This window comes from Microbacterium testaceum (assembly GCF_001476285.1).
Classification (GTDB): domain Bacteria; phylum Actinomycetota; class Actinomycetes; order Actinomycetales; family Microbacteriaceae; genus Microbacterium; species Microbacterium testaceum_B.
On sequence record NZ_LDRU01000111.1, the window covers coordinates 15,203 to 41,493 of the forward strand.

Annotated in this window: 22 protein-coding genes and 2 riboswitches; of the genes, 15 read left to right on the forward strand and 7 right to left on the reverse strand. The window is 69.4% G+C overall.

Translation table 11 applies throughout. The annotated features are described in order from the left end of the window. Positions 1-32: 32 nt before the first annotated feature. Positions 33-127, forward strand: a riboswitch (glycine riboswitch). Then, positions 128-240, forward strand: a riboswitch (glycine riboswitch). Positions 241-287: 47 nt separating this feature from the next. Genes gcvT through gcvP form a run of 3 tightly spaced genes read left to right on the forward strand, consistent with a single transcriptional unit; the run spans position 288 to position 4,713 of the window. Continuing rightward, complete coding sequence (gcvT, locus tag NS283_RS16725) at positions 288-1,454, forward strand: glycine cleavage system aminomethyltransferase GcvT (RefSeq protein ID WP_058597982.1); 1,167 nt, start codon at positions 288-290, stop codon at positions 1,452-1,454. Beyond that, on the forward strand, positions 1,451-1,837 hold the full coding sequence (gene gcvH, locus NS283_RS16730; protein WP_058597983.1) for a glycine cleavage system protein GcvH: 387 nt from the start codon (positions 1,451-1,453) through the stop codon (positions 1,835-1,837). Before gcvT ends, gcvH begins: the two co-directional genes overlap by 4 nt. Next, entirely contained in the window at positions 1,834-4,713 is a 2,880-nt protein-coding gene (gene gcvP / locus NS283_RS16735) for an aminomethyl-transferring glycine dehydrogenase (protein ID WP_058597984.1), read from the forward strand. The genes gcvH and gcvP overlap by 4 nt, the downstream gene beginning before the upstream one ends. A 145-nt stretch (positions 4,714-4,858) precedes the next feature. Here gcvP and NS283_RS18770 read toward each other — a convergent pair whose 3' ends face one another. Continuing rightward, on the reverse strand, positions 4,859-5,896 hold the full coding sequence (locus NS283_RS18770; protein WP_153003407.1) for a hypothetical protein: 1,038 nt from the start codon (positions 5,894-5,896) through the stop codon (positions 4,859-4,861). A 233-nt stretch (positions 5,897-6,129) separates the two neighbouring features. Here NS283_RS18770 and NS283_RS16745 point away from each other — a divergent pair, with 233 nt between their 5' ends. Continuing rightward, a complete protein-coding gene (locus NS283_RS16745) occupies positions 6,130-7,842 on the forward strand; it encodes an ABC transporter substrate-binding protein (protein ID WP_153001307.1) in 1,713 nt (570 codons plus the stop codon). Positions 7,843-7,881: 39 nt separating this feature from the next. Here the strand turns inward: NS283_RS16745 and NS283_RS16750 are convergent, their stop codons facing one another. Beyond that, the gene (locus tag NS283_RS16750; RefSeq protein WP_058597987.1) at positions 7,882-8,715 is read right to left on the reverse strand and encodes a CPBP family intramembrane glutamic endopeptidase; all 834 of its coding nucleotides are present in this window, start codon (positions 8,713-8,715) and stop codon (positions 7,882-7,884) included. A gap of 163 nt (positions 8,716-8,878) precedes the next feature. On the opposite strand from NS283_RS16750, the gene NS283_RS16755 reads away from it, so the two are divergent. From NS283_RS16755 to NS283_RS16765, 3 genes are all read left to right on the forward strand, one after another. After that, a complete protein-coding gene (locus tag NS283_RS16755) occupies positions 8,879-10,672 on the forward strand; it encodes an ABC transporter family substrate-binding protein (protein ID WP_058597988.1) in 1,794 nt (597 codons plus the stop codon). Between the two features lie 152 nt (positions 10,673-10,824). Next, positions 10,825-12,369: an ABC transporter permease gene (locus tag NS283_RS16760; RefSeq protein ID WP_058597989.1), complete on the forward strand. Its 1,545-nt coding sequence runs from the start codon at positions 10,825-10,827 to the stop codon at positions 12,367-12,369. Between the two features lie 31 nt (positions 12,370-12,400). After that, complete coding sequence (locus tag NS283_RS16765; protein WP_058597990.1) at positions 12,401-13,450, forward strand: ABC transporter permease; 1,050 nt, start codon at positions 12,401-12,403, stop codon at positions 13,448-13,450. 20 nt (positions 13,451-13,470) lie between these two features. Here NS283_RS16765 and NS283_RS16770 read toward each other — a convergent pair whose 3' ends face one another. Beyond that, positions 13,471-14,073, reverse strand: coding sequence for a PH domain-containing protein (locus NS283_RS16770; RefSeq protein ID WP_058597991.1), 603 nt, complete (start codon positions 14,071-14,073; stop codon positions 13,471-13,473). Between the two features lie 62 nt (positions 14,074-14,135). On the opposite strand from NS283_RS16770, the gene NS283_RS16775 reads away from it, so the two are divergent. The 3 genes from NS283_RS16775 to typA all read left to right on the forward strand — a co-directional run bounded on the left by NS283_RS16775 (position 14,136) and on the right by typA (position 18,703). Further along, a complete protein-coding gene (locus tag NS283_RS16775) occupies positions 14,136-15,890 on the forward strand; it encodes an ABC transporter ATP-binding protein (RefSeq protein ID WP_058597992.1) in 1,755 nt (584 codons plus the stop codon). Between the two features lie 259 nt (positions 15,891-16,149). Further along, complete coding sequence (locus NS283_RS16780) at positions 16,150-16,641, forward strand: hypothetical protein (protein WP_058597993.1); 492 nt, start codon at positions 16,150-16,152, stop codon at positions 16,639-16,641. Positions 16,642-16,789: 148 nt separating this feature from the next. Further along, positions 16,790-18,703: a translational GTPase TypA gene (typA, locus tag NS283_RS16785; protein ID WP_058597994.1), complete on the forward strand. Its 1,914-nt coding sequence runs from the start codon at positions 16,790-16,792 to the stop codon at positions 18,701-18,703. 143 nt (positions 18,704-18,846) lie between these two features. Here the strand turns inward: typA and NS283_RS16790 are convergent, their stop codons facing one another. Both NS283_RS16790 and NS283_RS16795 read right to left on the reverse strand, forming a co-directional pair. Next, the gene (locus NS283_RS16790) at positions 18,847-19,209 is read right to left on the reverse strand and encodes a DUF2200 domain-containing protein (RefSeq protein WP_058597995.1); all 363 of its coding nucleotides are present in this window, start codon (positions 19,207-19,209) and stop codon (positions 18,847-18,849) included. A 128-nt stretch (positions 19,210-19,337) separates the two neighbouring features. Further along, positions 19,338-19,889 (reverse strand): helix-turn-helix domain-containing protein, encoded by a 552-nt coding sequence (locus NS283_RS16795; protein ID WP_058597996.1) that lies wholly within the window; start codon positions 19,887-19,889, stop codon positions 19,338-19,340. A 65-nt stretch (positions 19,890-19,954) separates the two neighbouring features. On the opposite strand from NS283_RS16795, the gene NS283_RS16800 reads away from it, so the two are divergent. The 5 genes from NS283_RS16800 (at position 19,955) to dapC (ending at position 22,960) form a co-directional block, all read left to right on the forward strand. Then, complete coding sequence (locus NS283_RS16800) at positions 19,955-20,683, forward strand: AzlC family ABC transporter permease (protein WP_058598014.1); 729 nt, start codon at positions 19,955-19,957, stop codon at positions 20,681-20,683. Beyond that, complete coding sequence (locus NS283_RS16805; protein WP_058597997.1) at positions 20,680-20,994, forward strand: hypothetical protein; 315 nt, start codon at positions 20,680-20,682, stop codon at positions 20,992-20,994. The genes NS283_RS16800 and NS283_RS16805 overlap by 4 nt, the downstream gene beginning before the upstream one ends. A 47-nt stretch (positions 20,995-21,041) precedes the next feature. Next, the gene (locus tag NS283_RS16810) at positions 21,042-21,464 is read left to right on the forward strand and encodes a hypothetical protein (RefSeq protein WP_058597998.1); all 423 of its coding nucleotides are present in this window, start codon (positions 21,042-21,044) and stop codon (positions 21,462-21,464) included. Positions 21,465-21,532: 68 nt separating this feature from the next. Then, positions 21,533-21,853 (forward strand): ferredoxin, encoded by a 321-nt coding sequence (gene fdxA / locus NS283_RS16815; protein WP_013586172.1) that lies wholly within the window; start codon positions 21,533-21,535, stop codon positions 21,851-21,853. A 3-nt stretch (positions 21,854-21,856) separates the two neighbouring features. Then, positions 21,857-22,960, forward strand: coding sequence for a succinyldiaminopimelate transaminase (gene dapC, locus NS283_RS16820; protein WP_058597999.1), 1,104 nt, complete (start codon positions 21,857-21,859; stop codon positions 22,958-22,960). 1 nt (position 22,961) lies between these two features. Here the strand turns inward: dapC and NS283_RS16825 are convergent, their stop codons facing one another. Together NS283_RS16825 and NS283_RS19290 are read right to left on the reverse strand one after the other, a co-directional pair. Beyond that, positions 22,962-24,731 carry an ABC transporter ATP-binding protein gene (locus NS283_RS16825; protein WP_058598000.1) on the reverse strand — a complete coding sequence of 590 codons (1,770 nt, stop codon included), beginning with the start codon at positions 24,729-24,731 and terminating at the stop codon, positions 22,962-22,964. Continuing rightward, positions 24,728-26,290 carry an ABC transporter transmembrane domain-containing protein gene (locus tag NS283_RS19290; RefSeq protein WP_058598001.1) on the reverse strand — a complete coding sequence of 521 codons (1,563 nt, stop codon included), beginning with the start codon at positions 26,288-26,290 and terminating at the stop codon, positions 24,728-24,730. Before NS283_RS19290 ends, NS283_RS16825 begins: the two co-directional genes overlap by 4 nt. Between the last annotated feature and the right edge of the window lies 1 nt (position 26,291).

Consider the following 26,291-nt stretch of genomic DNA (forward strand, 5'->3'; position numbering starts at 1 on the left):
CTAGGCTGACCCCACAAGTCCACACCGGCCCCATGATCGATGCGGGAGAGCTCCGGCGAACGCAGCCGGGCACCGAAGGAGCAAGCCTCCCCGCCAATCTCTCAGGTACGCGTACCGCGTCGATCGGGCCACTCTGGAAAGTGATCCGGGTGCACCGCGCCGGGTCCGCCGACGGTGAAAGCTCGATCTCCCTCACGAGGGCGCGAGTGAAACTCTCAGGCCCATGACAGAGGGGGAGTTCTCAGGCGCCGGCCGGCGTCTGTCCGTCATCGCGAACGGCAGAACTCATGACCGAAACCCCCGCTCCACCCCGCACGTCGCCGCTGCATGATCGGCACGAGGCCCTCGGCGCCTCGTTCACCGACTTCGGCGGCTGGAACATGCCGGTGCGTTACACCTCCGACCTCGCGGAGCATCACGCGGTGCGCACGGCCGCAGGGCTGTTCGACATCTCCCACATGGCCGAGTTCGTCGTCGAGGGCCCGCGAGCCGCGGCTTTCCTCGACTACGTGCTCGCCGGCCGCCTGTCGACCATGAAGATCGGCAAAGCGAAGTACTCCCTCGTCCTCGCCGAGTCGGGCGGCATCATCGACGACGTCATCGTCTACCGCACGGGGGAGCAGCGCTTCCTCGTCATCTCGAACGCCGGGAACCGGGATGCCGTGGCGGCGGCGTTCGAAACCGCTCAGGCGACGTGGCGCCCCGCGCCGGACGCTTCGACGGGGTCAGCGACCGACGCTCGCGGAACCCTCACCGTCGAAGACGTCACCGACCACTACGCCCTCATCGCCCTCCAGGGTCCCGAAGCACGTGGCATCCTGAGTTCCACCCCGGGGGTCGAGATCACCGGCACGCCTCTCGACGAGCTCGGCTACTACGCCTGGACCGAGGGAACCTTCGACGGCGCGCCGCTCTTCGTCGCCCGTACCGGGTACACCGGTGAGGACGGCTACGAGCTGATGATCTCCACCGCGCAGGCCGGCGCCCTGTGGGACGCCGCGCTCGCCGCGGGCGCAGACCGCGGGCTCGTCCCCTGCGGTCTCGCCGCGCGCGACACCCTTCGCCTCGAGGCCGGCATGCCGCTCTACGGCCACGAGCTGTCGCGCGACATCGTGCCCGCCCAGGCCGGTCTCGGCCGCGTCGTCGCCGTCGACAAGGAGTCCTTCGTCGGCAAGGACGGCCTGTCGTCGGGACCCGCCGATGCCCCCGTGCTCGTCGGCCTCGTCTCGGAGGGTCGGCGCGCGGGCCGCGCCGGCTACGCCGTGCTGCACGGCGACGACACCGTCGGCGAGATCACCAGCGGTGCCCTGAGCCCCACCCTCGGCCACCCCGTCGCGATGGCGTTCGTCGCGCCCGCGGCATCCGCACTCGGAACCGAACTGACCATCGACGTGCGCGGAACCCGCATTCCCGCGACCGTCACCGCCCTTCCCTTCTACCGGAGAAACGCATGACCGACCTCACCGCCCTCAGCTACACGTCCGAGCACGAGTGGATCGCCGTCACAGAGAGTGAAGAGGGCACCATCGCCACGGTCGGCATCACCGACTTCGCCGCCGACAAGCTCGGCGACGTCGTCTTCGTCGAACTCCCCGGCGCGGACTCCGCGGTGACCGCGGGCGACGTCTGCGGCGAGATCGAGTCGACCAAGTCGGTCGGCGAGCTCTACGCGCCGATCACGGGCACGGTCGTCGAGGTCAATGAGGCAGTGGTCGACGACCCCTCCCTGGTCAACGCCGAGCCCTTCGCCGGCGGATGGCTCATCAAGATCCGCGTCGAGGGCGAGCTTCCCGCCGACCTGCTCGACCGCGCCGCCTACGAGGACCTCACCGCATGACCTCCGTCCTTCCTTCTCGCACCGAGGCCGGCGCGCCGGTCGCGTTCACCGACCGCCACATCGGAATCGGTGCCGACGCGCAGGCCCGCATGCTCGAGGTCGTCGGGTACGACAGCGTCGAGGCGCTCGTCGAGACCGCCGTCCCGGCATCCATCCACGTCCGTCCCCGCGAGACGAGCGACATCCCCGTCGCCGCGACCGAGGCCGAAGCGCTCGCCGAGCTGCGTGAGTTGGCGACGGCGAACCGTTCCGCGCGGCCGCTGATCGGCCTCGGCTACTACGACACCTTCACCCCGTCGGTGATCGCCCGGAACGTCCTCGAGAACCCGTCGTGGTACACGGCGTACACGCCGTACCAGCCCGAGATCTCACAGGGCCGCCTCGAGGCGCTCATCAACTTCCAGACGATGGTGACCGACCTCACGGGTCTGGCGACGGCGAACGCGTCGATGCTCGACGAGTCCACCGCCGTCGTCGAGGGCATGCTCGTCGCGCGCCGGGCATCGAAGGCGAAGACCGACGTCTTCCTCGTCGACATCGACGCGCTGCCGCAGACCAAGGCGCTGCTGCACCACCGTGCCGCGGCCGTCGGCATCCGCATCGTCGAGACGTCGTTCGCCGGCGAGCTCCCCGAGGCGTTCGGCGCGTTCGTGCAATACCCCGGTGCCACCGGGCGCATCTGGGACTTCTCCGCCGTCGCCGAGGCCGTGCACGCCGGCGGCGGTCTCGTCGTGGCCGCGGCCGACCTGCTCGCCCTTACGCTCCTGCGCTCACCCGGTGCGCTCGGCGCCGATGTCGCGGTCGGAACGACCCAGCGCTTCGGCGTCCCGCTCGGTTTCGGCGGACCGCACGCCGGCTACATGGCCGTGCGCGCGGGCCTCGAGCGCCAGCTTCCGGGCCGTCTCGTCGGGGTGTCCCAGGATGCCGTCGGCGCCCCCGCCTACCGGCTGTCGCTGCAGACGCGCGAGCAGCACATCCGTCGTGAGAAGGCGACCTCGAACATCTGCACCGCGCAGGTGCTGCTGGCCGTCATGGCCGCGATGTACGCGGTGTATCACGGGCCCGACGGGCTCCGCGCGATCGCGACGCGGGTCGCGCAGAAGGCCGACGTCCTGGCATCCGCTCTCCGGTCGTACGACCTCACCCTCGTGAGCGACGCGTTCTTCGACACCGTGCGCGTGCACGTCCCCGGTCGAGCGCAGGACGTGATCGATCGTGCGCGCGAGCGCGGCTACCAGCTGCTCTGGGTGGACGATGCGACCGTGGGTGTCTCGGTGGATGAGACGACGACGGATGCAGACATCGCGGCGGTCCTCGACGCGTTCGGTCTGGTCGCGGGTGAGCTGCCCGAGGGCGAAGCCCTGCGGGGCGTCGCCGACGCGCTGCACCGTGACGACGAGTACCTCACCCACCCCGTCTTCCACGCCCACCGCAGCGAGACGGCGATGATGCGCTACCTCAAGACGCTCGCCGACCGCGACTACGCGCTCGATCGCGGAATGATCCCGCTCGGATCGTGCACGATGAAGCTCAACGCCGCGACCGAGATGGCGGCGGTGTCGTGGCCCGAGTTCTCGCGCGTGCACCCGTTCGCGCCCGAGGCCGACGTGCGCGGCTACCTCGAGATGATCGAGCAGCTCGAGCGCTGGCTCGCCGAGGTCACCGGGTACGACGCGGTGTCGCTGCAGCCGAACGCCGGCTCGCAGGGCGAGCTCGCGGGCCTGCTCGCGATCCGCGGCTACCACCTGGCGAACGGCGACACCGCGCGCACGGTGTGCCTGATCCCGTCGTCGGCGCACGGCACCAATGCGGCCTCGGCGATCCTCGCGGGCATGAAGGTCGTCGTCGTCGCGTGCGACGAGGCCGGCAACGTCGACCTCGGCGACCTGCGGGCCAAGATCGCGCAGCACGCGGCGGAGCTCTCGGCTCTGATGATCACCTACCCCTCGACCCACGGGGTGTACGAGCATGACGTGCTCGAGATCACGCAGGCCGTGCACGATGCCGGTGGACAGGTGTACGTCGACGGCGCCAACCTCAACGCCCTGCTCGGCTTCGCGCGCTTCGGCGACCTGGGCGGCGACGTCTCGCACCTCAACCTGCACAAGACGTTCGCGATCCCGCACGGCGGTGGCGGACCGGGCGTCGGCCCGGTGGCGGCGAAGGCGCACCTCGCGCCCTTCCTCCCGTCGCACCCGTTCTCGCAGCGCGCCGAGCACGCGGGCGGCGTCTTCGACGGCGGCCCCGTGTCGGCCGCCCCCCACGGCTCCGCCGGCATCCTGCCCATCTCGTGGGCGTACGTGCGCATGATGGGCGCTGAGGGGCTGCGTCAGGCGACCGCCGCGGCGGTGCTCTCGGCCAACTACATCGCCGCGCGCCTGCGCGAGCACTATCCGGTGCTCTATGCGGGTGAGGGAGGCCTCGTCGCGCACGAATGCATCCTCGACCTGCGCCCCCTCAAGGAGCAGACCGGTGTCACCGTCGACGACGTGGCGAAGCGCCTCATCGACTACGGCTTCCACGCGCCGACGATGTCGTTCCCGGTGGCCGGCACCCTGATGGTGGAGCCGACCGAGAGCGAGGACCTCGCCGAGCTCGACCGATTCGTGGATGCCATGATCGCGATCAAGCAGGAGGCAGTCGCCGTCGCCGCGGGGCAGTGGCCCGCCGACGACAACCCGCTCGTGAATGCCCCGCATACCGCCGAGACCGTGGTCGTGGGGGAGTGGGAGCACCCGTACTCGCGCGAGACCGCCGTGTACCCGGTGCGTTCGCTCATCCGAGGCAAGTACTGGCCTCCGGTGCGCCGCATCGACCAGGCCTACGGTGACCGCAACCTCGTGTGCTCGTGCCCTCCGCCGGAGGCGTTCGCCTGATCTCCGGCCCGGCCTCACTCGCTGTGAAGGAGGCCGGGCCGTTCGTGCGCCACACGAGCCCCGAGACTGCATTCAGCTGACAAACCCACTGCGCGCTGCAATGGGTTTGTCAGCTGTGTGCAGTTTCGGCCTTAGATTGCTCAGTTCACGGAGGCTCGGAGCCTTCGGGGCGAGCGCGGAGCGTGGTGCGGAGCGTGGCGAGACGCGCAAGGTCGGGTGGGTGATCCGGAGAAAGACCGACGGACATCAACAGGGCTCGCAACGCATCGCCGTCGGTGAGGTCATCCCAGCCCCAGTGGACGACAGCCCGGGCTCCGCGACGCAGAAGACGGCGATCGCGGTCCTCTCTTGCCCTGAGCGCGGCGGCCGGGTCCCCGAATCGACCGTCGTACTTGATTCGACCGTCTGCCTCCCCCGCGACTCGTCGCGCCGACCACCACATGTCCGCGCGATCACCGCCGGCTCCGTCGGCGCCGATCCACTGTTGAAGTTCGGGCGGCGGAAATCCCCACCATTCGATCGCCGCGCGGCTCAGAGACTCGAAGGCTGACTCGGCTCGCCCGTCCGCTCGGCTCAGCGCCCATCGCGCCGCCCGTCGACCTCGCGCGGACATCCTCTCCTCATTCAGCGTCACCAGGGAGAGCGAGTCGATCGTCCGATCCGCACCGACTGCTGCGTCCGCCGCGACGAGGGCGATGCCGGGATGCCGGTGGCGTGCGATGTCGATGCATGTGTCCGCGCGCGAGGTCAGGCGTATGCCGTGAATCTCTTCGATGATGCGATCGGCATGCGCGCTCGTATGCACCTGCACCCCACCCGAGTGTCGCGAAGTCGCTGTATCCGGAGCAAGGACGTGGACAGGATGACCAGCCCCCACCGTCGGCAGTCCCCACAGCAGCGCGGCTGACTCCAGACACAGGACATCGTCCGGTGCTACCAGGAGGTGCGCGTGGACTCGCGCCAGATCTCGTTCCCACCCTGCGAGCGACTCCCACTCGACGCGTGGCGCGTAAACGCCTCGCCCGACCGGCACGATCTCTCCACGCCGCACGCTGCGCGTCGAGTGGGTCAGGGCGGACGGCCGGAGGAGGGGGAGAGGGGAGATCGTTGGCATCCGCATCATTCGCCCACCTTTACCGACAGCACCCGAGCGCGCGTCGTGGCTGAGCTCGTCGGTGGTCAAACCCCGAACTCGCCCTGCTGTGCAGGACGAGCGGGCCCTCGCGAGACTGCATTCAGCTGACATCTCCACTGCAGCTTGCAATGGGGATGTCAGCTGAATGCAGTCTCGGAGCACGGGGCGCCGAAAGCGACGCGCAAGGGCGAGCGGAACCGCGGGCGGCGCGCACAGGTAATCGCACAGCACGGGTTGGGTAAGGTTCCCCTGTGCACCCTGGCCAGTCTCACGCTCCTCGATTGACCACACGTTCCCGGAGTCTGCTGCGCGCCGCCGCGCTCATCGTGACCGCGACGATCGGACTCTCCGCGTGCTCCGCGCCCGAACCGGCCCCCGAGCCCGAGAAGCCGGTACGCACCAGCCTCACGGTCGGTGTCGTCGGTGCGCTCACGAGCTTCAACGCCGCCACCGCGCAGGGGGCGACGCCCGCCAACCGAGCGGTCTCGTCGCTGCTGGACGAGCGACTCGGCTCTCTCGACGGAGACCTACAGGTCGTCCCGAACAACGGGATGGGCCGCATCACGCGCGTCGAGGGCGATCCGCTCACGGTCAGCTACGAGCTCTTCCCCGACCGCACCTGGTCGGACGGCACCGCGGTCAGCCTCGACGACCTTCTCTTCGGCTGGGCGGTCTCGTCGCACTTCTTCGACGACGCGACCTACGACGCTCAGGGGCAGGTGGTCTCGGGTACGCGATACTTCCAGACCGCCACTGCCGCCGACCCGAACGCACGGACCGAGCGTCCGACGCTGAACCGGGCGAAGGACACCCTGACGCTCGTCTACGACGAGCCCTTCGCCGACTGGAACCGTCAGTGGATGCTGGATCGGCCCGTTCACGTGATCGCCGAGAAGGCCGGGGTCACCGTCCAGCAGCTGATCACGGCCATCTTGACGACGCCCGAGGGCGACCCTTCCGCGCCCGTGGCGCCCAACCCCGTCCTCGCCGCCGCAGCCGCCGCCTGGAACACGGGCTTCGACGCCCCAGCAGGAGGGGTGCCCGACGCCGCCTCGGCGGTCGCCGCGGGGCCGTGGAAGGTCTCCGGGGTGACGGCGGACGCCCTCACCCTGGAGCGACGCGATGACTACCAGGGCGCCCACTACCCGGGTCTGACCGGGCTCACGGTCCGGTTCTTCCCCGACCGCGCAACGCAGCTGGCGGCGATGACGGCGGGCGAGATCGACATCGCCAACGTCGGCGACCTCGACGCGGAGCAGCTCGAGGCCCTGACCGACGCGGGGGTGCAGGTCACCACCGGTCCCACCACTCAGACGCTTCAGCTGCGCTTCGCCGACGGCACGCCCGCGGATCTGCGGCAGGCCGTCTCTCTCTCGCTCGACCGCGACGCGCTCGTCAAGGAGCTCCTTCAGGAGGTCCGCCCCGAGGCCCGGCCCCTGCAGTCGTTCCTCTCTTCTCCGGCGACGGGGCAGCTTTACACCGACCTCACCTCGGGCAACAACGCTCCGGGAACCTCGGCGGATCCGGATGCCGCGCGCTCCGCGCTCGAGGACCGTGCCGCCGTGCTGCGTGTCGCGTACGACAGCACCGACGATCTGTCGAGCGCGGTCTTCACGAAGCTGGTGACGATGGGCGCCAAAGCGGGAATCGCCGTCCGCGCGGCCACGGCCGAGGAAGAACCCGACGCCACGCTGTCGTGGGTGGGGGAGGACGAGAGCCTCTATCGCTCCGCGCGCGACCGTCTGGCCGAGGGCGTGGACGGTCCGGACGCGCAGCGCACCTTCCGCAAGCTCACCACCGACACGGACCCCGTCGACGTGCTCGCCGGTGCGAAGGAGATCGATCGCGCCCTGTTCTCAGCCTATGCGGGCGTTCCGCTTTTCGAGCGCACCGGCGCTGTCGCCGTCGGCAAGGGAGTACAAGGCGTCGAGTACACCTCGGAACCCGAGGGCGTGCCCCCGTCCTTCTGGACGTGGTCCGTCACGACTCCCTGATTCGGCGTCCCGGATGCCGTGCCCCGAGCGCTGCTCGGGTCAGGGCGTGCCGCTGGGCGTCGGTGTCGGACTCGGCGTCGGGGTGAAGATCCCGGGCCACCAGGCGGCCGCCAGGGGATAGCCGACGAAGGCGACGATGTCGATGACCGTGTGGGCGATCACCAAGGGCATGGCACGGCCCCAACGGCGGTAGCACCAGCCGAACACCAGGCCCATCACGACGTTTCCGAGCGCCGAGGGCCATCCCTGATACAGGTGGTAGCTGCCGCGCAGGAGAGCGGTCGACACGATGACCCACGTCCACGACCACCCGAGTCGGCGGAGGCGATCGAACAGGTAGCCGAGGAAGATCACCTCCTCCGTCAGCCCGGCTCGCAGCGCGGCGAGGATCAGCAGACCGATCACCCACCACGATGAATCGAGGGGCGCCGGAATGACGGCGATGCTCTGCCCGAGCGCCCGCCCCGCCGCGTAGACGCCGATGCCGGGTGCTCCGATGACCGCGACGAGAAGCAGTCCCCGGGCCGCGTCGCCGCCGAAGCGCCGGAAGTCGAGACCGATGCGGCGCAGCGCGCTCAGGCCCGGCTCCCAGAGGAGGTACACGACCAGCGCGACGAGAGCGAGCGAGAAGAAGATGTCGAGGAACTGGTAGATCGCGTCCCACAGCGGCTCGGCGCTGCGGGAGGGGTTCAGCTGCGTCTGCTGCTGCGAGATCGGTGCGCGCGTCGCTGCCCGGATGAAGGACACGACGGAGTAGATCGCCGACTGTCCGACCGACACCAGGAGCACGAGCGCGATTTCCCACGGCAATCTTCGGCGGCGGAAAGTGTCTTGTTCGATCCCGGGTTCGTAAAAGGCCGAGGCGCGGATCATGTTGTCAGATTGCCACATTCAACCGCTTCCGAATTAAAGGTATGTAACGGTTTCCCCAGGAGTTTTGACCAACGCAGAGCGTTTACTTATCGTTTCCGTATCCACGGCTCCCCCTGCTGACGTCTGTTGCGCGGGGAATCGCCAACCTTGCACTGGAGGCAAAGTGTCTGAAAAGACTCGGCGCGCACGCGCCCTGACGGTGGGAGCTGGTGTCGCCGTTGCGGCGCTCGCCCTCGCCGGCTGCACCACGACGGCAGCACCCGAAGGCGGATCCTCCGCCTCCGGCGGCACCATCACGATCGCCACGACGAACGCGTTCACCTCGTTCAACGGCGACACCCCCGAGGCCAACCTCGACACCAACGGCATGGTGGGCTACCTCACCGGTGTCAGCGGCGGTCTGGGCCTCGGTGGCTTCCAGCGCCTCGACAAGGACTTCAGCGTCCTCGACAACACCGACTTCGGCACGTACGAGAAGGTGTCGGACGACCCGCTGACGGTGAAGTACACCATCAACGAGGGCCTGACCTGGTCGGACGGCCAGCCCATCAACGCCGATGACATGCTCGTCAACTGGGCCATCAACTCGGGCTACTACGACGACGCGAAGCTCGACGAGAGCGGCGCCGTCACCAACGGTGGCACGCAGTACTTCACCCTCGCCGGCAGCACCGCGGGCCTCGACACCACCGCGTTCCCCGAGATCAGCGACGACAACATGTCGATGACGCTGACCTACTCGAAGCCCTTCGTGGACTGGGAGCTCGTCAACCCGATCGGCAAGCCGGCCCACGTGCTCGCCGAGAAGGCCGGTGTCTCCGAGGAAGACTTCATCAAGCTCCTCAAGGACACCCCCAAGGGCAACCCGGAGGCGCCCGTCGCCCCCAATGCGACGCTCAAGGCCGCGGCCGACTTCTGGAACACGGGTTACGACGTCACGGCCATGCCGACCGACGCCAGCCTCCTGGTCGCGAGCGGTCCGTTCATCGTGACCGACTTCACCCCTGAGCAGAGCATCACGCTGGGCAAGAACCCCAACTACAAGGGCAAGATGTCGCCCTCGTACGACCAGCTGATCATCCGCTTCATCGGTGACGCCAACGCGCAGGTCACCGCCCTTCAGAACGGCGAGGTCCAGGCCATCCAGCCGCAGCCCTCCGCCGACACGCTCACCGCGCTCGAGAACGCCAACGCGAAGGTCCACGCCGGCAGCCAGCTGTCGTACGACCACGTCGACCTGAGCTTCGGCGGCGTGTTCGCCGACGCCAACGTCCGCGAGGCGTTCCTGAAGACCATCCCGCGTCAGCAGATCCTCGACTCGATCATCAAGCCGATCAACCCGGATGCCGAGGTCCTGAACTCGCAGATCTTCCTGCCCACGGACGGCGACAAGTACACCACCGCGGTCGCCGCGAGCGGGTACGACAAGTTCACCGAGCCCGACATCGAGGGCGCCAAGGCGCTGCTGAACGGTGCGACCCCGACGGTCCGCATCCTCTACAACACCAACAACCCCAACCGTGTCGACAGCTTCCGCGCCATTCAGCAGTCGGCGCAGCAGGCGGGCTTCAACATCGTCGACGCCGGTTCGCCCGACTGGAGCAAGCTCCTCGGCAGCGGCAGCTACGACGTGTCGATCTTCGGCTGGATCTCGCCCGGTGCCGGTAACGCGGCTCTCCCGCAGATCTTCAAGACCGGCGGCGGCGGAAACTACAACAACTACAGCAACGCCACCGTCGACACCCTCGTCGACGAGAGCCAGGTGACCACCGACACCACCAAGCTCGACGACATCAAGGTGAAGATCGACGCCGAAACGGCCAAGGACTACTACGGTCTGCCGCTGTTCCAGCTCCCCGGTCTCTTCGCCGACAACGGTTCCATCCAGGGCGTCGACTACTTCGGCGGCCAGACGGGCATCGTGTGGAACGCGCAGGAGTGGACGCTGGCGGGTTGATAACCCGTTGATCCCTCGCGAGGCGCCGGAGTCGCCCGACTCCGGCGCCTCGTTTCGCGTGTGCGCGTGCGCCGAACCCGGACCGCTCGCGACTATCCTTTCCTGGGCACCTACAGGTGCCTTTCCACCCGATCGAAAGAAGTCCTCCCGCGATGGTCGGATTCATCCTCAGGCGCATCGCCGTCTCGATCCTGGTTCTGCTCGCAGCATCGTTCATCATGTACGTGCTGGCCGCCAACTCCGGCGACCCCCTGCAGGACCTGCGCGACAGCTCCGCCGCCAACCGTGACCAGCTCATCGCCGCCCGTGTCGCGGCGCTCGACCTGAACGTCCCGGTGCCCCTGCGTTACTTCCTCTGGCTCGGCGGTGCCGCCGGCTGCCTCGTTCCATTCACCGGTGCCTGCAACCTCGGCCTCACCGTCTCGAACGCGGCCGTCCTCGACATCCTCCCGACCGCCATCGGCTCGACTCTCCAGCTCGTGACGGCGTCGTTCGTGCTGGCCATCGTGCTCGGCATCGTGGTCGGCGTGGTCTCGGCCCTGCGCCAGTACAGCGGATTCGACTTCGGCATCACGCTGCTCAGCTTCTTCCTCTTCTCGCTGCCGTCGTTCCTCGTCGCCGTCCTCCTCAAGGAGTTCATGGCGCTCGGGTTCAACAGCTTCCTCGAGTCGGCCACGTCCATCCCGATCTGGCTGATCGTCCTGCTGGCCGTGATCACCGCCATCATCTGGCAGGCCATGATCGGCGGCGACGTCCGTCGTCGCGTGATCGTCGCTGCGGTCTCGGGTCTCGCGACCATCGCCCTGCTGGTGTACTTCAACGTCACCGACTGGTTCCGCAACCCGGGTCTCGGGCCCGTCGGGCTCCTCCTGCTGATCGCCGGGATCGTGGTGATCACGACCGCTCTGATCGCGGGTCTGCAGAACCGCCGCGCTCTCATCGTCGCCGCGCTGAACGGCGCGATCGCGTACGCGTGCTACTACGCGCTGCAGGGACTCTTCGACATCTCGACGTTCAACACGATCATCATCCTGGGTGTCGTCGCGGTCGCCGTCGGTGTGATCTCGGGCTACGTCCTGGGTGCGCCCGATCGCGGTATGGCCGCGCGCATCGGCGCCCTGGTGGCCTTCCTCTCCGGCGCCCTCGTCGTCCTCGACCGCTACATGCAGTCGTGGCCGCAGTACGTCAACAACCCCCGCATCAACGGGCGTCCGATCGCGACGGTCGGTGCGAGCACGCCGGGGTTCACCGGTGACATGTGGATCACCGGCATCGACACGTTCACCCACCTCCTGCTGCCGACGGTGTCGTTGCTGCTCATCTCCTTCGCGGGATACACGCGGTACGCGCGCGCCGGCATGCTCGAAGTGATGAACCAGGACTACATCCGCACGGCGCGTGCGAAGGGCCTCCCCGAGCGCACCGTCATCCTGCGCCACGGACTGCGCAACATGCTGATCCCGATCGTGACGCTCGTCGCGACCGACATCGGTGCGCTCCTCGGTGGTGCCGTCATCACGGAGCGGGTCTTCGCGATCTCGGGAATGGGGGCGCTGTTCGTCACGTCCATCCAGCGCGTCGACGTCAACCCGGTGATGGGCTACTTCATCGTCATCGCGATCACCGCGATCGTCTTCAACTTCCTGGCTGATCTCGCCTACGCCACGCTCGACCCGCGCGTGCGAGTGGTCGCATGATCGCCGTCATCCGAATCCCGGAGGTCCTCCGATGACCCAGATGCTTCCCGAGCCGGCCAACGTCGACGCTCCGCCGCCCGCGGACGAGCGCAACACGGTCGGGGTGAGCCAGGGACGGCTCATCCTCCGGCGCTTCCTCTCCAACAAGGTCGCCGTCGTGTCCGGCATCCTGTTCATCCTCGTCGCCGTCTTCTCGGTCTCGGCGATCGGTGTCGGCCCGATCCCCGGGTGGTGGAAGTACGACTACACCACCCTCAACCCGCAGAACGACGGCGGGGCACCGACGCTGTCGATCTGGCCCTTCGCGGTCGGCGAGCACCCGTTCGGTCAGGACCGCATCGGCATCGACTACTTCGCGATGACGATGCGCGGCATCCAGAACTCGATCCTCGTGATGATCGTGATCAGCTTCGTGGGCACGGCCGTCGGTACCGTCATCGGTGCTCTCGCCGGGTACTACCGCGGCTGGGTGGACTCGGTCCTCATGCGCATCACCGACGTGTTCATCGTCATCCCGATCATCGTGATCGGTGCCGTCGTCGGTCGCGCGACCGGTGGTCTCGGCGTGATCCCGCTGGCCTTCTTCCTCGCGATGATCTCGTGGACAACGATCGCGCGCCTCGTCCGCGCCGAGTTCCTGTCGCTCCGCGAGCGTGAGTTCGTCGAGGCGGCTCGTGTTGCGGGGGCGAGTGATGCGCGCATCATCTTCAAGCACATCCTGCCCAACGCCATCGGCGTGGTCATCGTCGCGGCGACGCTACTGGCGGCATCCGCGATCCTCCTCGAGACGGCCCTGAGCTACCTGCAGCTCGGTGTGCGTCCGCCGGACGTCTCGCTCGGTCTGATCATCTCCGACAACCAGTCGGCGTTCCAGACCCGCCCGTGGCTCTTCTGGTGGCCCGCTGTCTTCATCGTGCTGCTCGCGGTCCTCGTGAACTTCGTCGGTGACGGTCTGCGCGACGCCTTCGACCCGCGTCAGAAGCGCTTCTCGCTGCGCCGCACGAAGGAGCAGCCGGCGTCGTCGACGACGGCCCCGGCGAGCACGCAGGCGCGGGTGCACCCGGAGACGCCGTCGTCATGACGACCGTCTCTCGGCGGGTGTCAGGCCAGTGCGACGGCCAGCACCATTCCGGCGACACCCGCGATCAGCAGCAGCAGGTTGTCGACGCGCGGGCTGACCGCCACGGGAACCGACTCGGCGATGCCGGCCTCCACGCGGCCGGCATCGCGGAGGGCATGCCAGCGCGAGCGAACGAGTTCGGCCGCGTTACCGGAGTCCGTCCCGGGCAGCTCGCCCGGCCGGGTGTTCGGCGCCGTCACACCCTCGCTACGCCGGTGGGCGCGCATCGCGCGCAGCGATCCGGTCGCGCCCGGGGCCGGTGCGGCGGTGACACCGATGCGTCGTCCCGGAGTGTGCAACTGCAGGGCGTAGCGGGTGTCGACGTGGATGAGCGCAGCCCACGGCACGCGGTATCGCAGGGCGATGTTGTCGACCTGCACGGCCTCGTCGTCGACGGAGATCGAGGGCGACCAGAGCACGGCGGTCACGACGGCCGCCGCGCCGAGGCCTCCGACGATCACGAGCGCGGGCGCGTCCGAGGCGCCGGGCACCACCAGCAGGCCGATCGCGACCACGGCGATGATCGCCCACGCGATGACGCACAGGATGCGGGTGAACGTCGAACGGAACGTCTGGCGTGGCATCCTCCGATTCTTTCATTTTCCGATCACTCACTCCCGCTGAGCGGGACCGAGAGGACAGTCTCATGAGCACGACCGAGACGGCGGGCGTCCCCGCCCTCCAGATGACCGACCTCAGCGTCGACTTCGCGGTCGACGACGTCTGGGTTCCGGCCGCGAAGAACCTCAACTACTCGATCGCGCGCGGTCAGGTGGTCGCCGTCGTCGGCGAGTCGGGTTCGGGAAAGAGCGTGAGCTCGATGGCCGTGCTCGACCTGCTTCCCAAGAACAGCCGGGTCACCGGAAGCATCAAGGTGAACGGTCGCGAGATCACCGACCTGTCGGGTCGACAGATGCGTGAGCTGCGCGGTCCCGAGGTCGCCGCCATCTTCCAGGAGCCGATGACGGCGCTCAACCCGGTGCTGACCGTGGGGTCGCAGATCATCGAGGCTCTGCGCGCGCACACCCCCATCGCTCCGTCCGCGGCCAAGGCCCGTGCTCTCGAGCTGCTGGGCATGGTCGGCCTGCCCGACCCGGCCAAGGCGTTCGCGTCGTACCCGCACCAGCTCTCGGGCGGTCAGCGCCAGCGCGCGATGATCGCGCAGTCGATCAGCCTCGAGCCCGCCCTGCTCATCGCCGACGAGCCGACGACCGCGCTCGACGTCACGGTCCAGGCCGAGATCCTCGACCTCATCCGCGACCTGCGTGACCGCCTCGACTCGGCCGTTCTGCTCATCACCCACGACATGGGTGTCGTCGCCGACCTCGCCGACTGGATCGTCGTGATGAAGTCGGGCGAGATCGTCGAGCAGGGTCCTGCCGCGGTCGTGCTCGGCGACCCGCAGGACGACTACACGAAGGAACTGCTCGCGTCGGTCCCGCGCCTCGGCGAGACGCTTGAGGGCGAGGCGACGGTCGACATCGTCGAGGCCCTCGCCGCCGCGGTGGCCGAAGGTCCCGCGCACACCGAGGAGATCTCGCTCGCCGCCGCGGCGCCTGTCATCGCCCACCCCGTGCTCGAGCTCGAGCACGTGTCGATCGAGTACGGCAAGAAGGGCCGTGTCGCCGCGTTCCGCGCGGTCGACGACGTGACCCTCGGGATCGCCGAGGGCGAGATCGTCGGTCTGGTCGGCGAGTCGGGCTCGGGAAAGTCGACGATCGGTCGTGCCGCGATCGGGCTGCAGCCGATCGCCGACGGCCGTCTCGTGGTCGACGGCGTCGACATCTCGAGCGGCTCGCGCAAGCTCATCAAGTCGCTGCGTCGTCGCGTCGGCATCGTGTTCCAGGACCCGTCGTCGTCGCTGAACCCGCGCCTCCCGATCGGCGAGTCGATCGGCGAACCGCTCTTCCTCGCCGGTGAGGCGAAGGGCGCCGAGCTCGACGCCCGCGTCGAGAAGCTCCTCGACGAGGTGCGTCTTCCGCGCAGCTACCGCAACCGCTACCCGCACGAACTGTCCGGTGGTCAGAAGCAGCGCGTCGGCATCGCGCGCGCCCTGTCGCTTCAGCCGCGCCTCCTCGTCGCCGATGAGCCCACGAGCGCCCTCGACGTGTCGGTGCAGGCGCGCGTGCTCGAGCTGCTCAGCGAACTGCAGAAGGAGCACCGTTTCGCGTGCCTCTTCATCAGCCACGACCTCGCCGTGGTCGACGCGATGGCCGATCGGATCGTCGTGCTCAACCGCGGAAAGATCGCGGAGCAGGGCACGCGTGACGAGATCCTGCGCGCTCCGAAGGAGCCGTACACGCAGCGTCTCATCGCGGCGATCCCGGTGCCCGACGTCGAGGTCCAGGCCGCTCGTCGCGAACTCCGTCACGAGCTGCTGAAGGACACACCGGCATCCTGACATCAGCAAGGCAGAGGGGCGGGCTTCCCGGGGGAGGCTCGCCCCTCTGCTGCGTTCGGAAGATCGAACATGAGAAGTCGGCGACGGAATCGGGTTCGGGTGACGTGTCGATCCTGCTCTCGTGACGGGGCAGGGCAGCGCACGCCTGCTGCACGCGTCCCACTCGCCGCGCATGAACAAAGGATGAGGGCTCTCTCATGAACCTTGGCTGAGGGGGCGGTTCGGAGAAACGTGGACGTCCTACTAAAGGAGGCGCGACATGAAGTCGAAGAAACGAATCCTGACCTCGGTCATCGCAGCGGCAGCGGCGGGCCTGCTGGGATCGACGCTCGTGGCAGCACCGGCCAGCGCGGCCGGCGAACTCGCGACGGCGAACATCGGGTCGCAGTCCGCCGTCACGATCTCCAACACCTGGAGCGACGTGAACGGCGATCCGTTCGTGTTGACCGTGACGGGCAACTTCAGTGGACACACGGCGAACGGCGCGGTGCTCGACAGCATCCAGCTCTGCTACTCCGGCCCCGCCAACTCCGCCATCCTGGTGTCGCCGTACACGCGGAACGCCGAAGGCAACACGTGGGACAGCGGAGCGGCGCGCCAGATGATCAAGGGTGCGGACACGCCCGCACCTTGCATCTCGTACACGGTGGGGAAGTACTACGAGGCGGGTTCGGATGACGTGGTCCGAGTAGCAAGTCGAATCACCGGCTCGACGAGCAAGCTCGAGACCGTCGCCGCGTTCTACCGCTGATCGCATACGCGTCAAGCGCGATCGAAAGGGCGGGATTCCTCCGGGAGTTCCGCCCTTTCTGCTGGCTGCCAGGGAAAGTTGCGGCCGCCCGGTAGGATGGGAGGGCTCAATTCTGGGCGACACCCCGAAATCTTCCTGGAGACCCTCCATGGCGCACGCCCTTCGTCCTGACCTCCGTAACGTCGCGATCGTCGCGCACGTCGACCACGGCAAGACGACTCTCGTCGACGCCATGCTCCGCCAGACCGGCTCGTTCGGCGAGCACGCGCACGTCGAAGAGCGCGCGATGGACTCGAACGACCTCGAGCGCGAGAAGGGCATCACGATCCTCGCCAAGAACACGGCGATCGAGTACAACGGCATCCACACCGACGTGCCCGTCACGATCAACGTGATCGACACCCCGGGTCACGCCGACTTCGGTGGCGAGGTCGAGCGTGGCCTGTCGATGGTCGACGGCGTCGTGCTGCTCGTCGATGCGTCCGAGGGCCCGCTGCCCCAGACCCGCTTCGTGCTGCGCAAGGCGCTCGAGGCCAAGCTCCCCGTCATCCTGCTGGTCAACAAGACCGACCGCCCCGACGCGCGCATCGCCGAGGTCGAAGAGGAGGCGCACGACCTGCTTCTGGGTCTCGCGTCCGACCTCGTCGACGACGTGCCCGACCTCGACGTCGACGCGCTGCTCGACGTGCCGGTGGTCTACGCCTCGGGTCGTGCGGGCGCCGCGTCGCTCAACCGCCCCGACAACGGTGCGCTGCCCGACAACGACGACCTCGAGCCGCTGTTCGCCGCGATCCTCGAGCACGTTCCCGCCCCCGCCTACGACGACGAGGCGCCGCTGCAGGCGTGGGTGACGAACCTGGACTCCAGCCCGTTCCTCGGTCGCCTCGCGCTGCTGCGCGTCTTCAACGGCACGCTCAAGAAGGGCCAGACGGTCGCCTGGGTGCGCTCCGACGGCACCACGAGCAACGCTCGCGTGACCGAGCTGCTGAAGACCCGCGCGCTCGAGCGCTTCCCCGCCGAGTCCGCCGGCCCCGGCGACATCGTCGCCATCGCCGGTTTCCCCGACATCACCATCGGCGAGACCATCGCCGACCCCGAGGACGTGCGTCCGCTGCCGGCCATCACGGTCGACGACCCCGCCATCTCGATGACGATCGGCACGAACACCTCGCCCCTGATGGGCAAGGTCAAGGGGCACAAGCTCACCGCCCGCATGGTCAAGGACCGCCTCGACCGCGAGCTCATCGGTAACGTCTCGCTCAAGGTCGTCGACATCGGACGCCCGGATGCCTGGGAGGTCCAGGGTCGCGGCGAGCTCGCCCTCGCGATCCTCGTCGAGAACATGCGCCGCGAGGGCTTCGAGCTCACCGTCGGAAAGCCCCAGGTGGTCACCAAGCGCGGCGAAGACGGGAAGCTCAAGGAGCCCTTCGAGCACCTCACGATCGACGCCCCCGAAGAGCACCTCGGCGCGATCACGCAGCTCATGGCCGCCCGCAAGGGCCGCATGGACAACATGACCAACCACGGCACCGGCTGGGTGCGTATGGAGTTCGTCGTCCCCTCGCGCGGTCTCATCGGCTTCCGTAGCGAGTTCCTGACGATCACGCGCGGCACCGGCATCGCCAACGCCATCTCGCACGGCTACGACGACTGGGCCGGTTCGATCACGACCCGTCAGAACGGCTCGATCGTGGCCGACCGCATGGGTGTCGTCACCCCGTTCGCCATGATCGCCCTGCAGGAGCGCATGAGCTTCTTCGTGCAGCCCACCGAAGAGGTCTACGAGGGCATGGTCATCGGCGAGAACTCGCGCGCCGACGACATGGACGTCAACATCACGAAGGAGAAGAAGCTCACGAACATGCGTTCGTCGACCTCGGACTCCTTCGAGTCGATGACGCCCCCGCGCGTGCTTACGCTCGAGGAGTCGCTCGAGTTCGCGCGCGACGACGAATGCGTCGAGGTCACGCCCGAGAAGGTGCGCATCCGCAAGGTCGTGCTCGACGCGACCGAGCGTGGTCGCGCCGCCTCGCGTTTGAAGCGTCAGGATGCCAACGCCTGAGCGTTGATCCCGAGAACGGCCCCATCGAGTTCAGGCTCGGTGGGGCCGTCCTGTTTCGCGACGTAGGGGTCTGAGCCTGTCGAAGCCACCGGTCCCTTCGACGGGCTCAGGGTCCTCCCTCGCGAGCGGCGGGCGAGGCGGCCTCAGCCGGCGGGGGTGGGCGCCGGCTCCCGGAGCACCTTCGAGAGCGGACGTCCCTTCGCCAACTCGTCGACGAGCTTGTCGAGGAGGCGGATGCGGTACATCAACGGGTCGTCGATCTGCTCGACGCGGATGCCGCAGACGACCCCCGTGACCTGATCCGCCCGCGGGTTGAGCGTCGCCTCGTCGAAGAATTCGCGGAGAGTCGTGGTGCCTTCGGCGTGCCGGGTGACCGCGGCCTCGTCGAATCCGGTGAGCCAGCGGATCACGGCATCCAGTTCGTCCCTCGTCCGCCCCTTGCGCTCGACCTTCGTCACGTACAGCGGGTAGACGGAGGAGAAGGTCATGTCGAAAACGCGGGACATGCCCCGCACACTACGCCGCACGGCGCGGCGGCGCGACGGGTGCCCGATGACTTCGGTCGAATGCTCACCGTGAGGCCGTTCGGGCGTGCATTCGGCGCAAGTCAGCGAGGACGTCGGGGGACCCCGGGTCAGTGCGACTCGACCACGCAGACCGCGCTCATCCCGGGGGTCAGTGCCTCGAAAACGTGCGGGGCGTCTCCGGGATACGAGAGGTAGTCGCCGGGGGACAGCTCGTACGGGTCGTCGGCGGGCCCGACGCGCCCGCGGCCGGTGACCATCACGAGATGCTCCACCGTGCCCCGCGGGTGGGGGTCCGAGACGCGCGGGGTGCCCGGCTCGGCGCTCAGCAGGTAGATGTCGCGGCGCGCGTGCGGCGGACTCGCCGACAGGAGAACGGCGAGATACTCGGATGCCGCCGAGGGCACGGCCGTGGCCGCTTCTCCGGCGCGGATCAGCGTGGGGGAGCGGACGCCCTCGTCGACCAGGACCGCGAAGGGGACCTCGAGCGCCGAAGCCAGGGCCCACAGCGTCTCGACGCTGGGATTGCCGCCGCCGTTCTCGAGCTGGGACACGGTGGCTTTCGCGACGCCGGCGCGTCGCGCGAGCTCCGAGACGCTGAGGTCGCGACGCTCGCGTTCGCGCCGCAGGGTCGCCGCGATGCGGTCGCCGAGATCACTCATGTGTTCATTATGCTTGCCAATCGTTCGACTTGACGAACGAACGAGCATCGTTCAGCATGATGTCCATGCGTTCGTTATCGCGAACACCCGAGGGTGTCGCCGCCCGACATGGCCTCGCCGTCGCTCTCGCGACCAGCGCGTACGGCATCTCTTTCGGGGCGCTGGCCGTGGCATCCGGGCTCGATGTCTGGCAGACGTGCGTGCTGAGCCTCCTGATGTTCACCGGCGGCTCGCAGTTCGCCTTCGTCGGCGTGATCGCGGCCGGGGGACTCGCCGCCGCCCCCGCCGCGATCGCTTCGGCGGCTCTCCTCGGCGTGCGCAACGCGGCCTACGCGATGCGCATGGCCCCGATCGTCGCCGGCGGGTTCTGGCGCAAGGCCGCCGCGACGCCCTTCACGATCGACGAGTCGGTCGCGGTCGGGCTCGCGCAGGACGAGCCTCGGGCGCGGCAGGCGGGCTTCTGGGTGACCGGCGTGGCGATCTGGGTCGGCTGGAACCTCTCGACGCTCCTCGGCGCACTGCTCGGGGACGTGCTGGGCGACCCTCGCGCGTACGGGCTCGATGCGGCCGCGGCGGCTGCCTTCCTCGCCCTCCTGTGGCCCCGGCTCCGCGGTCGTCAGCCGCTCGCGGTCGCGGCGGGGGCCGCCGTCGTCGCGGCGCTGCTGACCCCGGCGCTGATGCCGGGTATCCCGGTGATGGCCGCCGCCGGCGTCGCCGTCGTCGTGGGGCTCTTCGATCCGCGCCCGCCCGTACCCGAACCCCGGGACGTCGCTGAGCAGAAGGGCATGCCATGACCCTGTGGACCGCCGTGCTCGCGGCATCCGTCCTCTGCCTCGCTCTGAAAGCGGTGGGCTATCTCCTGCCCGCCCGGTGGCTGGAGGCTCCGCGGCCGGCGCGGATCGCCGACCTGCTCACGGTGGCGTTGCTCTCGGCGCTCGTGATGGTCCAGACGCTCGGTGCGGGTGCCGCGATCGTCGTCGACGCACGGGTGCCCGCGGTGGGGGTGGCGGCGCTGCTGCTGTGGGCGCGCGCACCGTTCCTGGTCGTGGTGGCAGCCGCCGCGCTCACCGCTGCCCTCCTGCGCCTGTGGGGGTGGGCGGCCTGATGCCGGTTCTCCGCTGCCGCATAGCGACCCGCGCCTAGACTGACCCGATGAGCTCTGGCATCCTGCGCATCGTCGGCTGGGTCGTGGCGCTGCTCATCGGCGCCTTCTACGGCGTAGCGGGCACGATCGGTCAGGCGTTCCGCCTCGGACCGGTGCCGCTCGGACTCCTCCTCGCGACTCTCGGAAGCGCCGCGCTGCTGGTCGCTCTCCGCACGCTGACGGGCGACCGCGTCAATGCCCTCGCGGGCGGGCTCGGCATCTCGCTCGCGACGTACGTGTTCTCGCAGCCCGGCCTCGGTGGATCGGCGATCGTGGCCGCGCCCAGCCCCGGCATGGAGTGGATCCCGGTGGTCTGGACGGTCGTCGGCCCCGCGCTGATGGTATTCGTCGCCTTCTGGCCGTCCTTCTCGCACCTGCCGCAGGGGACGACCGAGTCAGACGAAGCCCGGGCCGCGGCTCACGTCCGCTGACGCGAGCGGATCATAGGGCCGACGGCGCGCGGCGAAGCCCTTCCGGCGAGCGCGATTAGACTGGTGTCGTGACTTACGTGATCGCCCTCCCGTGTGTCGATGTCAAAGACCGCGCCTGCATCGACGAGTGTCCGGTCGACTGCATCTACGAAGGCGAGCGGTCGCTCTACATCCACCCCGACGAATGCGTCGACTGCGGTGCATGCGAACCGGTGTGCCCGGTCGAGGCGATCTACTACGAAGACGATCTGCCCGAAGAGTGGTCCGACTACTACAAGGCGAACGTCGAGTTCTTCGACGACATCGGCTCTCCCGGCGGTGCCGCCAAGGTCGGCGTGATCGCCAAGGATCACCCCGTCATCACCGCGCTTCCCCCCCAGAGCCACTGAGCCGTGGGCGTCGCCGACCTCGCCGACTACCCCTGGGACGCCGTCGCCCCCTACGCGGAACGGGCGAGGCGTCACCCCGCCGGCATCGTCGACCTGTCGATCGGCTCGCCCGTCGACCCGACGCCCGCGGTGGTCGCCGAGGCTCTCGCCGACGCGACCGACGCGCACGCTTACCCCCAGACCGCCGGAACGCCTGCGCTGCGTGAGGCGATCGCCGAGTGGTACGCCCGACGGCGCGGCGTCCCCGGTCTGAGCGCCGCGAACGTCCTGCCCACCGTCGGCTCGAAAGAGCTCGTCGCGCTCCTCCCTCTGCTGCTGGGTCTCGGCCCCGGCGATGCCGTGGTGCACCCGCGCGCGGCGTACCCGACCTACGAGGTGGGCGCGCGTCTCGTGGGCGCCGAGCCGGTGGCATCCGATGATCCGGCCGAGTGGCCCGCGAACACGAGGCTCGTCTGGGTCAACTCGCCGGGAAACCCCGACGGCCGCGTGCTGTCGGTGTCCGAGATGACGGATGCCGTGAGCCGGGCGCGAGAGCTCGGAGCCGTTCTGGCGTCGGACGAGTGCTACGCCGAACTCGGGTGGGACGCACCCTGGGACGTCGACCGGGTGCCGAGCGTTCTGGATCCCGCCGTGGTCGGGGACGACCTCACCGACGTGCTGTCGGTGTACTCGCTGAGCAAGCAGTCGAACCTCGCCGGCTACCGCGCGGCGTTCTTGGCCGGTGACGCGGCGCTCGTCTCGCGGTTGCTGACCGGGCGTAAGCACCTCGGTCTGATGCCTCCCGCTCCCGTGCAGCGCGCGATGACCGTGGCTCTCGGCGATGACGCGCACGTCGCCGAGCAGCATGAGCGCTACGCCCGGCGCCGCGCCGTGCTGAAGCCCGCGGTCGAGGCCGCCGGCTTCACCATCGACCGCAGCGAGGCCGGCCTGTACCTGTGGGCCACCGAGGGACGCGACGCGTGGGAGAGCGTGGGGCGGCTCGCCGACCTCGGTATCCTCGTCGGTCCGGGGCACTTCTACGGCACGCACTTCCCGAACCACGTGCGGTTCTCGCTGACCGCGACCGATGAGCGGATCGCCGCGGCGGCCGAGCGGCTCGCTCCCTGATTCAGGTCGAACGACTCCACGCGTCCCACAGGCGCGCGTAGGCCCCGCCCGCGGTGCGGAGGTCGTCGTGGGTGCCCTCCTCGTGCACACGACCGGCGTCGAGCAGCACGACACGGTCGGCGGACGCGGCCTGGCTGAGTCGATGCGCGACGACGAGCGCGGTTCGCCCCCCGATGGCCGCCGACGCCGCGTCCTCGAGGCGTCCCGCCTCGGTGGAGCCGGCCTCGGCGGTGGCCTCGTCGAGGACGATGAACGCGGGGTCGGCGAGGAGAACTCGTGCCAGCGCGAGATGCTGGGCCTCGGAGGGTGACAGGGGAGTCCCCGAGGCACCGACCGGTTCGTCGAGGCCGCGGGCCAGCCGCGCGACGATGTCCTCGGCGCCCACGTGCCGCAACGCGGCATGCACCTCGTCGTCGGTCGCGCCGGGTGCTGCGAGGGTGAGGTTGTCGCGGAGGTCGGCATCGAAGACGTGCACGTCCTGCGTGACGAGAGCGACGGAACGCGGTCGGTCGACCTCGCCGACGAGCGGGTCGTGCACTCCGGCGGCGATCGCGGCGAGCGTGGACTTCCCGGCACCCGACGCTCCGACGACCGCCACGCTCTCGCCCGCCGCGATTCGCAGTGACACGTCGTGCAGCACGGGGTGACCCGCGTCGTACGCGTGGGTGATCCCGCGCAGGTCGACGTCGCGGGGGTCGACGTCGCGCGGGTCGACGTCGCGCGGCTCGGTGCCGTGCGGTTCGACGCCGGCGGGACCGCGTGACGATTCGCTCACGGGATCCCGCGGCGCCGCCGTTCGGATGACCCCGACGATGCGCGAGAGCGACGCCAGGGCCGATTGCAGGTCGTCGACGACGAAGAGCAGCTCGTTGATCGGGCCGAACAGGCGGAGGAACAGCAGCATGGCTGCGGTCGTCCCACCCACGCTGCCGTGCCCGTTCGCGACGAGGACGAACCCCACGACGAGCAGACCCGCCATGCCGAGGAACTCCGCCGCGTTCAGCCGGGCGAAGAACAGGTTCTGGATGCCGCGTGCGCGCATGCTCCACCGCACGACGGCCCACGACGCGGTCGAGATGCGGTCCAGGTGCGAAGGAGCCGTGCGATAGGCGCGGACGGTCTCCAGCCCGCGCAGCGTGTCGAGGAGATGCTGTGCGCGCTCGGCCATCGCGGCGCGCTCCGCCGCGTAGACACCCGGGGCGTGACGCAGATAGCGACGCACCGCGAAGACGTGCAGGGGCGTGATGGCGATCAACGCCACCGCGTACCAGGGATCGATGACCGCCATACCGACGAGGGTGACGGCGATCGTGAACGCCGCCCCGACGAGGGCCGGGACGACGCGGGGGATGGCATCCGACACCTGGGCGACATCATCGCCGGCCCGGGCGATCAGATCGCCCGTGCCGGCGTGTTCGACGCGAGCCGGAGGCAGGTGCAGGGCGGTGTCGACCATCCGCTCACGGAGGTCGGCGAGGGCGCTCTCGAACAACTGCGAGGCCGAGACCATGCCGACGGCGGTGAGCACGGCGCCGGTCACGACCGCGCCGGCCATCACGGCGGCGAGCGTCCACGCGAGCGGCGGTGCGTCGTCGCCCGCGCCGATCGCGTCCACGACGACCCCGAGGGCGAGCGGGCCCACCACTCCCGACGCCGCAGCCGAGAGCACGACCGCGATGAGCGACGGCAGGCGCCACCATCCGCGCGGAAGGGACTTCCGGAGTTCGTGCAACACCTCTCGGGCCGAGGCGAGCGGGAGGGGGACACTCATTCGGTCGCTCCTTCGGGCATGCGGATCACGCGATCTGCGATGGCGGCGAACGCCGGTGCGCGCGTGATGACGACGGTGCGTCGATGGCGCCGCATCTTGTGTACCCGCTCGGCGATTCGCGCTTCGGTGACGGCGTCGACGGCGGTGGTCGGATCGTGCAGCACCAGCAGTTCGGGGTCGTGCGCGAGAGCGCGCGCGAGGGCGACCCGTTGACGCTGACCGCCCGACAGCGCGTTGCCGTTCTCGCCGACGCGGCTGTCGAGTCCGGCGGGCAGTGCGGTGGCGAGTTCGTCGCACACGGCGGCGTGAAGGGCCGCCGACAGGGCCGCGGCATCCCGATCCGGCGGGCTGACGTTGTCGGCGACCGTCCCGGCGAACAGGTGCGCAGCGTGCGGAGCGTGGAGGGCTTCGGGATGCCGTGCCCGCAGGGCCGCGATCACCTCGGCGGCCCGCTCGCCGCCGCACGCAACGACCACGAACTCTCCGGGCCGGATGTCCGGCGCCCGCTGTGCCGCCGGGCTCGGTGGCGCGACGACCGCCATCGGTTCGGTGTCGCGGAGGACATCGAGCACCCGTGCCGCAGAGGCCGTCGCCGACGCCCACCATGAGCCGGTGTAGAGCGCGAGCGCGCGCAGCGGGTCGAGAAGGAACTGCGCGAGTCCCACGACCGCGATGAACTCGCCGAGGCCCAGGCCTCCCGACATCGTGAGCAGGGCCGCGGCGACGGCGACGGCGGTGAGGAACAGTCCGGTGACGACGCTCATGGCCCCGCCGAAGACCCCCTCGGCGCGGCGGGCGCGCATGGTATCTACGAGGGCGGCGCGGCTGGCGCGACGGTACCGGCGGCCCGCCTCGGCTTCGGCGCCGATGCCGCGGATCACGCGGTATCCGCTCATGAGGTCAGCGGCCCGACCCGCCGCAGCGGCCGCGGCTTCCTGCTCCTCGCCGCTACGGTCGCGCAGTCGTCGACCCGCGCGCTCCGTGACCCACAGCAGGATCGGCGCGCCGAGCAGGACGGCGACGCCCAGCGGCCACGAGACGGTGACGAGCACGGCTCCGCCGAAGAGCACCGCTGCGAGCTGGCCCACGGGGTAGACGCCGATCTCGACGGCCTCCGCCAGCCTGTTGGCGTCGGACGTGGCGATCGAGAGGGCGACGCCGGGCTGCTCCGACGGACGCCCCGGTCGTGGTGGTCGCCCGAGAACGTGGGTCGCGACGGAGATCCGGAGACGGTGTTGGACGGCCAGCATGCCCAGTTCCGCGAGCCGCGATCCGAAACGCCAGGAGAAGGACAGCAGGACGAAGTCGGCCGCGAGCACCCCGAGCCACAGCACGAGCTGAGCGGGATCGCCGGTCGTGACCGCGCGTTCGATCGCGAGCCCCATGACGATCGGGACGAGCGCTTCGCCCACCTGGTGGGTGATCGAGAGCGCGGCGGCCGGAACGGTGTAGCGAGGCGCCGCACCCATCGCCCGCAGGGCGAGTGAGCGCGGGGTCGTTCGATCGGTGACCGACAGATCTCGGGTGCGAACGGGGTCGGCGGGGGCCTGGAGAAGCATC